Origin of the sequence: Nocardia sp. NPDC052566 (assembly GCF_044547285.1) — a bacterium.
Lineage (GTDB): Bacteria > Actinomycetota > Actinomycetes > Mycobacteriales > Mycobacteriaceae > Nocardia.
Map to the genome: position 1 here is coordinate 714,974 of NZ_JBIUAF010000007.1, position 15,217 is coordinate 730,190.

Consider the following 15,217-nt stretch of genomic DNA (forward strand, 5'->3'; position numbering starts at 1 on the left):
TCAGGAGAGATCGATGTAGGTGAGTGCGAAATCCTGGTATTCGCCGGGTGTTTCACCGATCTCGGCGTTCCGGCAGAGGATGCCGAAGTCGGGTTGTGCTGTGCCGTAGCGGTTTCGGTCGTCGTAGACGAATCGCCTGTTGTTCTGCCGTGCCGCATGGACGACTCCGGGGGCGGAAAGGTTGCACTCGCCGTAGATCGCGTCGAGTGGTTCCTGGCGGAGGAGGTCGACGAGCAGCGCCGACAATCCGCGATAGAGTCCTCTGCCGCGATGGTCGGCCCGCGTTGTGCCCTCGGTGATCTCGCAGAGGGCGACGATCCCGTGACCCGCGATCGGAATCCGCGCGTGCTCACCGACGGCGGTGCAGACGACGCCGCCGTCGGGTGCGACGAGGTAGGCGATCGTATTGTTCACGTCGAGAATCAGCTCCCGCGTAGCCGATTCGCCGAGATCGAAGGCGCGATACACCTCGCTGAACCTCGGAATCTCGCGCTCGCGCCAGTGCGGCGGCGTGGTTCTCGACAGCAGCCGCAGGTCGAGGCCGAGTGCCCGCACCGCACAGTCGGTGGAGGTTTCGCGCCTCGGCTGTGCACGAGTCCGCTCCAGCAGCATTCGATGGCGATCGAGATCCTCGGTTCCCGGCGTCCGTGCCGGGGAGTTCCATCGTGCGTAGATCAGATAGCGGGAGTCCGTGGTGGCGAGTGGAATCATGCCCTCGATATGGATTCCGTTGTCGCGCGCGCGAGGAACGGATTCCGCAATGCCCACGTACTTGATGGAGAGTCTGTCGACACCGGAGGTCTTTGCCCGCTGTTGGTAATCGGTGAACTCACGGACGAATCGACGCATTCTGTAAGGCGTGTCGACGATCGCGGGATAGAAACCACGCAACCTGTTGTGCGTCGCGAGGATCGGCGGCCAGACCGCACCGATGGAGCTGGTCGCGAACCGCTGACAGTCGATCGCGATGTCACCTGTCTTCGCTACCTCAGGCATGGTCGTTCCCGATGCCGATCGACGCCGGGCCGAAGACGCGGCGGTGGGCGGCCAGGTAGCGGGAGTCCATGGTGAGGAACGGGATGTCGCTGGGGACCATGTGGCGGATGACCAGCATGGGGACCGGGCTGCGCAAGGGGCGGAAGTCCGGGTTCCACAGGCCGGGCTGATTCGGGGGGATCGGGTGGAATTGACCGATCATCAGGCCGGATTCGACGAAATCCAGTTTGAGCTTTGCCTGGGTGTCGTCGATGAGCCGGGGGATGTCCTGGATGGGCAGGTCGGGGAAGAGGATCAGGATCGTGGTGAGCTGTGCCTGTTTGACGTCGGCTCGGGCGAGGTCGAGGAACCAGTCGCGATGGTCGCGGACGGTGTCGAGCACCGTCGGCTCGTCGAGCGCGCCCGCGCAGACGGTCAGGTGGAATCGGTTGTGGCGCAGGGAGCCCGCGACGAAAGGGCAGACCGGACCGGTTCGGCCGAGGTCCGGATTCGGGCGCATCAGGTACTGCCTGGCCCAGACCAGGGTGGCGCGCAGCGCTTCGGCGTATTCGCCGTACCGGGCCGGTGGGCCCGGCTCGATATCGGTGGCCTGCAACAGGACCCGGTCGGGACTGGTCGGATGGGTCAGCATCAGCGCGCACCGGGCAGATGGGCGGCGTCGGGGAGCGAATCCGCTTGCCGTAGTGGTGGATACCGGTAGGCGGCGGCGGTCAGTCCGAGGGTGGTCAGTCCGATGAGGATCACCACCAGCGCCATGCCGCGTCCGGGGCCCGCGCCGATCAGCTGACCGAGCAGCGAATTGTCCTCGCGCAGCAGCGGTTCGAAGATGTGGTCGACGAGCGGTCCGCTGATGAGATAGCCGATCGGCGTCAGCAGCTGCGCCAGCATCAGATCGGTGGCCAGTACCCGTCCTTGAAGATCGTGGCGCACCTTGATCTGAACCAGGGAGAACCAGTGCGCGTTGACCAGTGACCCGCACAAACCGGCGCAGAACATGCCGAGCGCGGGCAGGACGGCGATCGGGCGCACGCCGATGAGCACGGCGGAGACGGCGAACAGGGCGACGAAACCGATGACGCCCCTGGTGCGGTCGCGGGTGCCGCCCCACACGGCCATCACGGCGCTGCCGGTCAGCAACCCGAGGCCCTCGGCGGCGAGGACGACGCCGAGCGTGGCCGGTGTGGCGAACGAGAGCACCAGCGGGGTGACGAGCACGGCGACCACCCCGGCGAGCGCGTTGCCCACCGCGAAGAACAGCGTCAGCGCGAGCATGCCACGCAGCCGGGCGAGATACCGCCAGCCGTCGGCGATTTCGGTGAGCAGCGGCGCCTCGCGGCGCACGAAGCCGAGGTCGGGAAATCTGACCGCGAGCAGTGTGCCGAGCGCCACCGCGAACGTCGCCACGTCGAGCCACACGGCGGCGGCGAAACCCAGTGTCACGGTGAGTATTCCGCCGAGCAGCTGAGCGAACAGGGTACCGGAGGCGAGGCCGAGACCGACCACGCCGTTGGCTTGGCCGAGGTAGCGCTTGGGGGTCAGCTGCGTGACGGCGGCCAAATAGGCGGGTTGCCGGAACGCCGCCGCCACCGAGGTGACGGCGACGATCAGGTACAGCTGCCAGATACGCAGTGATCCGGTGGTGAGCAGTCCCGCCGCGACGGCGGCGCCGGTGAGTGCGGTCAGATCGCTGGCGATCATCACGCGGCGCCGGTCGTAACGGTCGGCGACCGCGCCCGCGATCGGGGCGGCCAGCAGGGTGGGCAGCAGCGCGAACGTCGCGATGGTGGTGAGCGCGGTGACCGCGCCGGTGGTCCGGTACGCCCAGAGCCCCAGCGCGAAGGTGGACAGCCCGGAGCCGATCAGCGAAACCAGTTGGCCCAGTGCGACGGTGGCGAACGCGCGCAGCTTGGGCGCGGGTGGCACCGTCGGCGCGCACAGCGGTGGCGCACCGGACAGCCAGCGGCCGATCCGTTCGCGCAACAGCGGCGCGAGGGCGGGATCGCGGCCGAAGAAGTGGTGGGCGTCGGGCAGGACGGCGGTGTCCACCGCGGATCCGTAGGCCGCCCATTCGTGGGCGCGTTCTTCGTGGAATTCGGTGATCCGGTCCTTCTCACCGACCACCACCAGAATCGGTGCGGATACCGGTTCAGGTGGTGCGGTGTAGAAGCATTCGGCCTGCGCGCTGTCATGGCGGATCGCCGCGGCCAGTTGCCTGCGTTCACCGGCGGGCAGTTCCTCGGTCAGGCCGCCCATGGCGCGCAGCTCGTCGGTGACGAGCCGGTCGGAAACCCTTCGGCCAGGGGCGATCCGGGCAAGCCTGCCCAGCACCCCTGGCATCCGCGCGCCCGGAAATGCCGCGCCGACAATGACACCGAGTACCGGCTGTCCCGCGGTGTCCAGCCGGTTGGCGATCGCGGTGGCCAGCGCCGCGCCCGCGCAGTGCCCGTAGAGCACGATCTTGCCCGGCCGTTCCGCCAGAATCCTTGTGACGCACCGCTCGGCGAGGGCATCGAGCGATAACGCGGATTCCTCGGCGTGCGCCGGGTCGCGGCCTGGCGGCTGCACCGCGTAGAGCGCCCAGCGGGCGGGCAGTCGGCCGGCCAGGTCGCGGAAGACGATGGCGCCCGCGCCGCCGAACGGCACGCCGATCAGCGTCACCTCCGCGGCGTCGGCGGCGATCGGGGTCATCCGATGCAGCACGTCGGCGGAATGCGCGGTGCTGGTGAGGCGTTCGGCGAGGCGGCCGGCGGTCGGGTAGGTGAACAGATCGAGCACCGACAGCGCCGGGTCGATGTGGCGGACCGCGCGGACCGCGCGCAGCGAATCGCCGCCGACGGCAAAGAAGTCGTCGTCCGGGCGCACCGGCCGTTCCAGGATGTCGGCGAAGACGGCGAGGATGCGCGCAACTACCGGGTCGTCGATCGGCACAGCCGCATCGACCACAACGGTCGTCTCCGGTGCGGGCAGCGCCTTCCTGTCGACTTTTCCATTGAGCGACAACGGCATTGCGTCGAGTGCGACCATCTGGTCCGGCACCATGTAGCCGGGCAGTCTGGCGCGCAGCCACTCGGCCAGGCCCGCGGTGTCGCCGATGACGTAGCCGATCAGCCGTGGCTCACCCGACCGGTCCGGTCGCAGCGTGACGGCGGCTCGGCGCACCGCGGGATGTTCGGCGAGCAGCGATTCGATCTCGCCGACCTCGATCCGGTGGCCGCGCAGCTTGATCTGGCCATCGGCCCGGCCGAGCAGGACGATCTCGCCGTCGGCGCGATACCTGGCGAGATCGCCGGTGCGGTAGATCCGGCCGGGACCGAACGGGTTTGCCAGGAACGCCGTCTCGGTGAGATCCGGCCGGTGGTGGTACCCGCGCGCCACACCGCCGCCGCCCAGATAGAGCTCGCCGACCGCGCCGGTGGGCACCGGTTGACGCCGGTCGTCGAGGATGTAGGCGGTGGTGTTGACCATCGGCCTGCCCACGGTGATCGCGGCGGCATCGGTGATGCGACGGGCGGTCGACCAGACCGTGGCCTCGGTGGGGCCGTAGAGGTTCCACAGTGCGCCGACCCGCGGCAGCAGCGCGGTGGCCAGGTCGGCGGGCATCGGCTCGGCGCCGCAGATCGCGGTGAGCCCGGGTGCGCCGGTCCAGCCCGCCTCCAGCAGCAATCGCCAATTCGACGGTGTCGCTTGGAGATAGGTCTTCTTCGAAGCGGCCTGTCTGCCAGCGGTTGTCATCGCGATCCGCCGGGCCAGTGCCGCGCCGTCGCGCGTCGTATCGCGATCCACCATGTCGATGCGGGCGCCGATCGCCAACGGCAGCAACAGTTCCACCACGGACATGTCGAAGGACATGCTGGCAACGGCGAGGAAGACGGCCTCGGCGGTGAAACCGAGTTCGGCGACCATCGCGTCGACGAAAGCGGCCAGGCTGCGATGCGCGATGGCGACGCCCTTCGGCCTGCCGGTCGATCCGGAGGTGTAGATCACGTAGGCGAGATCGTCCGGACGCGGTGGTGTGGCCGCGGTTTCGGCGGCTGTCGCATCGAGGCCGACGACCGGACCGTCGAATTCGACGCCGGGCAGCGGGTTTCCGGTGTCGGTGAGCAGGACGGCCGCCGCCGAATCGGCCAGCATGTAGCTCAATCGCAGTGGGGGATAGCCGGTGTCGAGCGGGACATAGGCGCCACCGGCCCGCAGTACCGCGAGCAGTCCGACGAGCAGGTGGGGCGTGCGTTCGAGGGCAACGCCGACAACGGTTTCCGGCCCGGTGCCGTGCGCGCGCAACGCCGAGGCGAGCCGGTCGGCCGCCCGATCCAGTTCGGCGTAGGTCAGCGTCTCGATGCCGTCGGTGACGGCGATCGCATCGGGACGCTCGGCGGCGTGTGCGGCGATCCGTTGCGGCAGTGGCACTTCGGTGAATGTCGCGGTGTTGGCGTTCCAGTCGTGGAGTACCAGTTGCCTTTCGGACTCGGGCACCAGCGGCACGTCGTGCAGCGCCAGGTCCGGGTCGGTCGCGATCGCCGCAACCAGGGTGCCGAGATATCCGGCGAGCCGGTGCACGGTGGCGGGCTCGAACAGATCGGCGCTGTACTCGAGGGCGCCGTGCAGACCATCGGCGCGCTCGGTCAGGTACAGCGACAGGTCGTACTTGGCGATTCCGGTCGGTCCCTCGGCGGATTCGGCCGTCACGCCGGGCATCCGCCAGCCGGGCGCCGGGGTGTCCTGCATCGCGAACAGCGTCGAGAACACCGGCGGACGGCTCAGGTCGCGGGCCGGGGCCAGCTCGGAGACGAGGCGCTCGAACGGGATATCGGCGTGCCCGAAGGCGGCGATGCTGGTGTCGCGGATCTGGCGCAGATACTCGCGGAAGCTCAGGTGCCCGGCGGGCAGGCCGCGGATCGGCAGGATGTTGACGAAGTAGCCGATCATGTCCTCGGTGTCGGGGTGATCGCGCCCGGCGGTCGGCACACCGACGACCAGATCGTCGACGCCCGAATATCGGGCCAGCAGTAGCTGATATGCGGCGAGGAAGGTCATGAACGTGGTCGCGCCCTCGGCCCGCCCGAGCGCCGACAGCCGGGCGGCGACGTCCGCGGGGACGGTGAAATCGACCGCGCCGCCGGTGTGGGTGGGCCGTGGTGGGCGTGGACGGTCGGCGGGCAGGTCGAGTCCCGGTGGCGCGCCGGCCAATGCGGAACGCCAGTACGCGATGTCGGCGTCGTGTTCCCGCTCGTACTGCCAGCGTGCGTGGTCGGCGGACTGCGCGCCGAGCGGCGCGAGTGTTTCGCCGGAGTAGAGTGCGGCGATCTCGTCGCCGAGGATGCCGTAGGACCAGCCGTCGAACGCGATGTGGTGCACGGTCAGCAGCAGGACGTGCGCGTCATCGGCGACGCGCAGCAGCCTGGCCCGCAGCAGGGGACCGAACGTGAGATCGAAACCGTGCCGGAACTCCGCGTCGATCTCTTCGCGCACTGCGGCGGGTGACGCAGAGCGCAGATCGGTCACCGGTAGCGGGACCTCCTTCGCGGGCAGGACGACTGGCTCGGGACGACCGGCCACCGCAGGAAAGACGGTGCGTAGCACGTCATGTCGGGCGACCACGGCGGATAGTGCGGCGGCCAGCCTCGGTACGTCGAGTGGACCGGTGAGCCGGACCGCGGTCGGCAGGTTGTAGGCGGGGCTGCCGGGTTCGGCCTGATCGAGGAACCACAACCGCTGCTGGGCGAACGACACGCAGGGTGCCGTGTCGTGGTGCAGCGGTGCGTATTTCGCGTACCGCAGGGTGCCTGCCCGCCGGGCCAGACCGGCGACGGTGGGATGCGCGAACAGGTCCGGCACCGACAGCTCGACGGCGAGATCGCGGCGCAGTCGCGAGACCGCTCTGGTAGCGAGCAAAGAATGCCCGCCGAGGTCGAAGAAGTCGGCATCCGTTGTGGTCACCGGTATTTCGAGCAACTCGGCGAAGGTCGCGGCGATGATTCGCTCGGCGTCGGTGGCCGGCGCGGCGCCCGCGGCGGCATGCTCGGCCGCAGGTACCGGGAGCGCGGCATGGTCGACCTTGCCGTTTCGGTTGAGCGGCAAGGCTTTCAGCTCGACGAGTGCGCTCGGCACGAAATGCGCCGGGAGCAGTTCGGTGAGTCGCTCCGCCAGCCCATCGACCGGGCCGACCACATAGCCGACGAGCCGGGTGCCGTGCACGACCACGACGGCGTCGGCGATCCCGGGCTGCGCGCGCAGCACCGCCTCGATCTCACCCGGTTCGATCCGGTAGCCGCGCAGCTTGATCTGCCGGTCCATCCGGCCGAGGAATTCGATGGTGCCGTCCGGCCGCCACCGCGCCCGATCGCCGGTCCGGTATCGGCGGCCGCCCTCCGGATCGGGCAGGAATCGTTCGGCGGTCGACGCCGGGTTGCCGAGATAGCCGCGGGCCACCGACGGGCCGCCGATGTACAGCTCACCGGGGACGCCGATCGGCGTGGGCAGGCCTGCGCGGTCGAGGATTCTGGCGCGCACGTGCCGCAGCGGGCGGCCGATCGGGATTGTGGCGGGGCGCGGCCCCTGCTCGGTGCCCACCTCGTGCCTGGTCACCGCGACCGTCGTCTCGGTCGGGCCGTAGCCGTTGAAGATGTGCAGGTCGGGCCGCAGTGCGTGGACCCGGTCGGCCAGCTCCCAGCTGATCGCCTCCCCGCCGACCGCCAGATACCACTTCGGCAGCACGGCCGCGGGATCCGCCGCGGTCAGCAAGGCGCTGAGGTGCGACGGCACGATATTGAGCAGATCGACCGGATCCGCGCGGAGATGTGCCGCGAGGGCGTCGGCGTCGGTGACCAGGTCCGGATCCAGCAGCCGCACCGTGCCGCCCGACCACAGCGCGCCGAACAGCGAGACGTGGGCGAGGTCGGCGGCCAGTGTCGTGCAGACCGCGAACGTGGTGCCGGCTTCGGCGTTGAGCTGTTCGCCCTTGGTGGTCAACCACGCGGTCAGGTTGTCGTGGGTGATCGCGACGCCCTTGGGGCGGCCGGTCGAGCCGGAGGTGAACAGGATGTAGGCGAGCTCGGGATCTTTGGCGGTGCAAGGGTTTACCTTGCGCGCGGTGGCGCCGTCGACGACGGCGTCGGCGACAGTGAGCATTTCGTGTTGCCGGGCCGCGGGGAGGGTCGGTTCGATCGGCAGGTAGGCGGCGCCCGCTCGCCAGGTTGCGAGTACGGCGACCACGAAATCCGTTGTGTGGTGGGCATATATGCCAACTACTCCGGTCCCGGCCAGATCGGCCGCCAGCGCGTCGACGGCGCGGTCGAGTTCGGCGTAGGTCAGCCGGCCATCCGTGGCGACCACCGCCGGGCAGTCGGGGGTGGATCGCACATGGTCGGCGAATCGGTCGAGCAGTGCGGGGCCGAGGGTGGTGTCGGCGGGCGCGCACACGATCGGGTATTCGTCGGGGCCGAGGAGGGGGAGCCGGTCGACCGGCTTGTCCGGGGCGGCGGTCAGGCCGTGGAGCAGGCGCGTGTAGTGGCCCGCGAATCGTTCGATGGTGGTGGCGTCGAACAACTCGGTGCGGTAGGTCGCGGTGAGCGAGATCGTCGGGCCGCCGAGGTCTTCCGCGGCGATACCGAGATCGATGGCCGAGGTCGGCTCGTCGACGGTCAGTGCGTCGACGGTGAGCCCGGCGAGGGCGAGCGGGACCCGCGGCACGTGCGTCGCGACGAAGGCGGTCTGATAGAGCGGGTGCTGCCCTGTCACCCGGGGCAGGCGTGCTACCAGCCGGTCGAACGGGAATCGGGCGTGCGCGGTGTCGGCGAGTACCGCATCGCGGACGGTGTGCAGTAATTCGTGCCCGGTCATGCCAGGTGTGAGCGCGGTGCGGACCACGATCGTGTCCAGGAAGCAGCCGATCACCTCGGGCACGTCGTCCCGGCTGGCGACGGGCGTGCCGGTCACGATGTCGTCGACGCCGGTGTAGCGGGCGCACAGCGCCTGAAAAGCGGTGAGCAGCACCATGAACGAGCTGGCCCGTGCCGCCGTCGCCCACTGGCGCACCGCCGCGGTGGTCGGCTCGTCGAGCTGGAAGCGGTAGGTCGCGCCCGCTTCGGTGAGCGTCACCGGACGTGGGCGATCGGTGGGCAGCTCCAGGACCGGCGGCGCGCCGTCGAGGCGGTCGAGCCAGTAGGTGAGGTCATCGCCCTCGGTCGTGCGGCGGGCGTGGGTGACATCGGCGTATTGGATTGGCAGCGGCCGGAACTCGCCCGCGTACGCGGCACTCAGTTCGGCAGCGAACAGGCCCGTCGACCAGCCGTCGACCGCGATGTGATGGAAGCAGATCGCCAGTACGTAATCGTCTGGCGCGCAACAGATCAGGGTCGCGCGCAGCGGGATATTCGCGGCGAGATCGAATGGTTCGCGCAGCATCGTGGCGACGACGGTCATCGGCTCGGCGACGTCGTCGAGCAGCGGCATCGGAACCGTCCCCGGTGGATCGATCACCGGGGACGGTTCGCCCTCGACCGCCGGGTATCGGGTGCGCAGGATCTCGTGGCGCGCCACGACCGCGGACAGCGCGGCGCGCAACCGGTCGACATCGAGCGCGCCGCGCAACCGCCACGCCACCGGCACCGAATACGCGACGCTGTCCGGCGCCCACTGGTGCAGGAACCACAGGCGCCGTTGGATATTCGACAACTCACAGGCCCCGGCGGGCCGCGACGGGAACGCCGGGGCGTCGGGGCCGGTCCGTGCCTTCGCCCGCGCCAGCCGCTGCGCCAGGCGCGCGTCGAGGGTGCCGGTCATGCTAGATCCTCCATGATTGCTTTCTCCACCGAAACGGCGAGGGTGGCGATGGTCGGCGTCTCGAACAGCGCCCGCACCGGCAGCGGAATCTCGAACCGATGCCGGATCCGTCCCGCGAGCGTCGCCGCGAGAATCGACTGACCACCGAGGGCGAAGAAGTCGTCGTCGACGCCGGGTTCGCCGCCGAGCACCGCACCCCAGAGCTCGGCCAGCATCTCCTCGATGGGGCCCGATGGCGCCCGGCCGCCGACACTTGCCGGGAGATCGTCCGGCGGTGGCAGTGCCCGGCGATCCACCTTGCCGGTCGCGGTGCGCGGAAGCTCCTGGAGCGCCACGAATGCGGTCGGTACGGCGTGATCGGGTAGTCGCTGGCGCAGGAATTCGCGCAGCGCAGACGGGTTCGGTGCCGAGAACTGCAGGGGGGCAATATGATTGACGGCACCGCCAGGGTTCATGACTGCGTCGCCCGTGTTCGCGGCTGTGCTGGCGGGATCTACGAAGACGCCCCCGGAATGGGACGCGGCGCTGCCGGAATCGGATACTCGGCTGGGCAGATCGCGAGCCGTCCCCGCCGATTTCGGCGGCGTCCCGATGAGGTAGCCGACGAGCCGTTCGCCGCGCGCCGGATCCCGATGGACCGCCACCGCCGCGTCGGCCACCTCCGGGTGGGCGCGCAAGGCGGCCTCGACTTCGCCGATCTCCACCCGTGCGCCGTGGACATTGACCTGGTCGTCGTTGCGGCCCAGCAGGGAGATGCGGCCGTCGGGGCGCCAGCGGCCCAGATCGCCGGTGCGGTACATGCGGCCGCCGGTGAAGGGGTCGGGGAGGAATCGCCCGGTGGTCAGATCGGGGCGGTTCAAGTAGCCACGGGCCACGCCGACGCCGCCGATGTACAGCTCGCCGGGGACACCGACCGGGACCGGACGCCCGCGACGGTCGAGCAGATACACCCGCGCGCCCGCGATGGGGCCGCCGATGGCCGGTCGGCCGCCGCCGGGGACGCATACGCCGGTCGCGGTGGCGGTGGTCGCTTCGGTGGGGCCGTAGGCATTTACGAAATGCCTTCCGGGAGACCAGCGTTCGACCAGTGCGGCGCCGCACGCCTCGCCACCGACGGTGATCGCGCGCACCGAGGGCAGCTCTGCTTCGGGGAGCGCGGCCAGCACGGAAGCGGGGAGCACCAGGTTGGTGACGCCGTGCAGCCGGATGAGCGACACCAGGTCCGCACCGGCCAGTTCGGCGTCGCCGCGCAGCACCAGCGTCGCGCCGGTGGTCAGCGTCATGTAGACATCGGAGATCGACACGCTGAAGCCGAACGAGACGAATTGCAGGACGACGCTGTCCGGGCGAACGGCGAACCGGTCGACCTTCGCGGCGACCAGGTTGGCCAGGCTGCCGTGCGTGAGCAGTACACCTTTCGGGCGACCGGTCGACCCGGAGGTGAACATGATGTCGGCCAGGCTGTGCTCGCCGACTCCGTCCGGTGGCGGCTCGGCGCGGCCGGGCTGGCGAGGATCGACGACGATGATCGGCCGGGAAGTCGGGCCGCGCACCGGATCCGGTGTTGGTTCGGCGCGGCCCGGTTGGTCGGAGTTGACGGTGTCGATCGGCCGGGAAGTCGAGTCGCGCACCGGATCCGGCGTCGGCTCGGCGCGGTCTGGACGATCGGGATCAACAATGGCGATCGGCCGGGAAGTCGAGTCGCGCAACTGATCCGGTGTCGGTTCGCCGTGGTTCGGTTGGTCGGAATCGACGGCGGGCATCGGCCGGGAAGTCGAGCGGCGCGCCGGATCCGGTGTTCGATCGACACGGGCCGGTCGGCTGGGGCGGGCGATCGCTACCGGCCGGGATGCCGAGTCGCGCAACCGATCCACCGATGTGGGGTGGCAGATGACCGCTACGGGATCGATATCGGCGAGCAGCATCCGCAGGCGCTCGTCCGGGTAGGACGGATCGAGTGGTACGTAGGCGCCGCCCGCGCGGTGTACCGCAAGCATGGCGGTGACCGACTCGATCGAGCGCGGCAGGCATACCGCGACGGGCGCTTCCTTCGCGACACCTTGCTCGCGCAGCGCCCAGGCCAAACCGTTGGCGGCGGTATCGAGTTCGGCGTAGGTGAGCGAGTTGTCTTCGCAGACAACGGCCGTCTTCGCGGCGGGTCCGGCGATCCTGCGGTGTACCGGTCCGGGCCGGTGTGCCGCGCCGCCGTCGCCCCAGGCGAGCAGTTGTTCGCGGTCGGTGGGGGTGAGCAGGTCGAGGTCGTCCAGGGGTGTCCGAGCGGTGGCGCTGGTCAAGATACGGAACAGGTGGTCGAGCAGCTGTCGCGCGAAGGCGTCGTCGAACAGGTCGGTGCTGTATTCGACGCACACCGTGTCGCCGTCGACCACCAGCGTCAGGTCGAATCGCGCACGGTCCGGATGGAATTCGCCGACGTGGCGCAGTGTCGCCGCGGGCAGCCGGATTTCGGTGAGCTGCGGTTGCTGCATGACCAGCATGACCTGGAACAGCGGGTGGTGGTCGCGCCGCCCGGTCAGCCCGAGCTTGTCGACCAGCCGGTCGAAGGGCAGCGACCTATGTGCGTACCCGTCCACCGCGACCTGCCGCACCCGGCGCAGTGCCGCACCGAAGGTCGGATTGCCGGACAGGTCCGCCCGCAGCGCGAGCGTGTTGACGAAACAGCCGATCATCTCCTCGAAGGGGAGCGGGCGGTCGGCCACCGGGGTGCCGACCACCAGGTCGGTTTCGCCCGTGTACCGCGACAGCAGGGTGTACAGCGCCGTCAACACGACCATGAACGGGCTCGCATCCTCCGCCCGCGCCAATCGCTCGATGGCGGTGGATATTTCGGCGGGCATGCGCCGGGTGACCGTCTTGCCGCGGAAACTCGGCGCGGGCGGGCGGGCGTGGTCGGTCGGCAGATCGAGCACGGCGGGCGCGCCATCGAGCACGCCGGTCCAGTAGTTCAGATCGGCAGTGTGATCGCGCGCTTGTTCCCATGCCGCCACCTCCACGGTCGTCGGCAGCGGATGGCCCAGCGGCGCAGACTGTTTCGCGGCCACGGCCGGATAGATCGCCGCGATCTCCCGCAGTAGTACATCCACCGACCACCCGTCGAACGCGATGTGGTGGGCGGTGAGCCCGAGCTGCCACGATCGCTCGCCGAGCCGAGCCAGCGCGGCGCGCAACAGTGGTGGCGCCGCCAGGTCGAACGGCCGTGCCGCGAGCGTCTCGAAAACCTGCTGAGCTGCTGCGGGATTCGCGCGCAGATCATGGCTCTCGAAATCGATCGACACAGCGGGCGACACCTGCTGGCGCGGCCCATCCGGCCCGTCGACGATCGCGGTCCGCAACCCGGCATGCCTGCGCACGACCTCGTCGAGTGTGCGGCGCAGCGTCTGTTCGTCGATCACGCCATCGATCGCGAAGCCATCCGAGATGGTGTACAACGTGCGATCCGCCGCGAACTGATCGAGAAACCAGTAGCGCGACTGAACTGAGGTCAACGGCGCGGTGTCGTGCGCGGTCGACTCGGACTCCTTGTCCGCGTCGGGATTCGGTTCGGGCATTCGTGACGTACCGATGGGGGCCGCGGGCTCATTCTCTGCGCGGGGAATCGATGCGGATGGGCGTGGTGTGCCGCTATCCGCGTCGTCGTCCGCGAAGAGGTTCGGATTGGACGGCCGCAGCGCGCCGGTAGCGCTCTTCGCGCTGCCGGCCGCGATCGGGTTCGACTCGGTCGAACGCGGTGCGCAGGAGCCGATCTCTGCGGCGAGGTCGGCGATCGTCAGCGAGCCGAAGAATCGTTCCGCGGCCACGTCGGTACCGCAGCGGTCGGAGATCCGGGCGATGATGCGCATGGCGGTGAGGGAGTGCCCACCCAGTTCGTCGAACGGGTCGTCGATGCCGACCGCGAATCCGAGCACTTCCGTCCAGATTCGCACCAGGAGTTCCTCGGTGGCGTCGCGGGCTGGCGCGCCGGGCGTGCGATCGGCACTTACCAATGCTCGCAATGCTTTTCGGTCGATCTTGCCGTTGGGGGTGACCGGCAGCGTGACGATATCGCGCACGGTCGCGGGCACCATTTGGGCGGGCAGTCGATCGGCCAGCCAGCGCCGGATCGTTGCCGGGTTCGGGCCGTCGTCGTGCGGGACGTAGAACGCGGCGAGGCAGACCGCGCCGACGGCATCGGTGGCGGCGATCACCGCGGCGGCCGTGACGCCGGGATGGGTGGCGAGCGTCGCCTGTACCTCGCTCGGTTCGACGCGGAAGCCACGGATCTGCACCTGATCGTCGGCGCGGCCGAGGTATTCCAGTTCGCCGTCGCCGCGGCGGCGCACCAGATCACCGGTGCGGTACAGCCTTCCGGCCGCGGGTTCGTCGAGGAATCGTTCGGCGGTGAGGTCGGGTCTGCCGAGGTAGCCCCTGGCCACCCCGGGGCCGCCGAGGTACAGCTCGCCGGGTGCGCCCTCCGGTACGTCGATGCCGCGATCGTCGCGGATATGGACGCTCGCCCCGGCGAACGGACGGCCGATGGTCGGCACGCCGGGGCCCGGTTCTACGCGGCCACAGGTGACGTTCACGGTCGCCTCGGCGGGCCCGTACATGTTGAACAGGGCGAACGGCAATCCGCGCGGCGGGCGCGTCAGCAGCTGCTCGCCGCCGGTGCGCATCGCCCGGAGCGCCGTCTCGGCGGGCCATGGCAGGGCGAGTAGTTCCGTGCAGAGCGCCGTCGGCAGGTCGGCGTGGGTGATCCCGGTGTCGATGATGAAGTCGCGCAGCTGTTTCGGCGATCGTTTGGTCGCCTCGTCGGCGATGACCGCGGTCGCACCCCCGGTCAGGCATTCCCACAGCTCGCTGACCGCGACATCGAAACCGATGCCGGCGGCGAGCAGGTATCGATCCGCGGGGCCGACGTGGTAGGTCGCGTGGTGCCAGCGGAGCAGATTGGCCAGGCCGCCGTGTTCGACGCAGACGCCCTTCGGCGTCCCGGTGGAACCGGAGGTGTAGACCACGTACGCCAGATCGCCTGTCCCCGGCGACCATTCGCTGGGCATCGCGGGGGCGCTCGGTGACGTCACTGCGCAGGCGGCCACCGTCGCCCGGTCGAGTACCGTCCCGATGCCCGCGTCGGCGAGCATCACTTCGCGCCGCTCGGCTGGATAGTTCTCGTCGATCGGCACATAGCAGGCGCCCGCGCGCAGCACACCGAGCGCGCCGGCCACGTACTCGATGGACCGGGTGCCGACGACACCGACCGGGACGTCCCGTCCGGCGCCACGCGCACGCAGGAGGACGGCGACCTCGTCGGCCCAGCCGATCAGTTCGCCGTAGGTCAGCCGCCGATCACCGTCGAGCACGGCGACCGCGGCCGGTGTCGCCGCCGCTTGCTCGGCGATCAAATCCGGTACTACACGCATGGATTCGATGCTGTGTGAACTTG

4 protein-coding genes are annotated in these 15,217 nt (G+C 69.7%); all 4 read right to left on the minus strand.

Annotated features, from left to right (window positions below):
• From ACIG5A_RS38105 to ACIG5A_RS38120, 4 genes are read right to left on the minus strand one after another with little or no spacing between them, the layout of a single operon-like run.
• Window positions 1–996, minus strand: coding sequence for a hypothetical protein (locus ACIG5A_RS38105; protein ID WP_397249287.1), 996 nt, complete (start codon window positions 994–996; stop codon window positions 1–3).
• A complete protein-coding gene (locus tag ACIG5A_RS38110) occupies window positions 989–1,627 on the minus strand; it encodes a DUF6875 domain-containing protein (protein WP_397249289.1) in 639 nt (212 codons plus the stop codon). The genes ACIG5A_RS38105 and ACIG5A_RS38110 overlap by 8 nt, the downstream gene beginning before the upstream one ends.
• Window positions 1,627–9,777 carry an amino acid adenylation domain-containing protein gene (locus ACIG5A_RS38115; RefSeq protein ID WP_397249291.1) on the minus strand — a complete coding sequence of 2,717 codons (8,151 nt, stop codon included), beginning with the start codon at window positions 9,775–9,777 and terminating at the stop codon, window positions 1,627–1,629. Before ACIG5A_RS38115 ends, ACIG5A_RS38110 begins: the two co-directional genes overlap by 1 nt.
• Window positions 9,774–15,194, minus strand: a complete 5,421-nt coding sequence (locus ACIG5A_RS38120; protein WP_397249293.1) for an amino acid adenylation domain-containing protein — start codon at window positions 15,192–15,194, stop codon at window positions 9,774–9,776. Before ACIG5A_RS38120 ends, ACIG5A_RS38115 begins: the two co-directional genes overlap by 4 nt.
• Window positions 15,195–15,217: the final 23 nt, after the last annotated feature.

Excerpts from the sequence above, each read along its gene's own strand:
- ACIG5A_RS38105 (WP_397249287.1), bottom strand. The coding sequence starts at position 996 with ATGCCTGAGGTAGCGAAGACAGGTGACATCGCGATCGACTGTCAGCGG.
- ACIG5A_RS38110 (WP_397249289.1), bottom strand. The coding sequence starts at position 1,627 with ATGCTGACCCATCCGACCAGTCCCGACCGGGTCCTGTTGCAGGCCACC.
- ACIG5A_RS38115 (WP_397249291.1), bottom strand. The coding sequence starts at position 9,777 with ATGACCGGCACCCTCGACGCGCGCCTGGCGCAGCGGCTGGCGCGGGCG.
- ACIG5A_RS38120 (WP_397249293.1), bottom strand. The coding sequence starts at position 15,194 with ATGCGTGTAGTACCGGATTTGATCGCCGAGCAAGCGGCGGCGACACCG.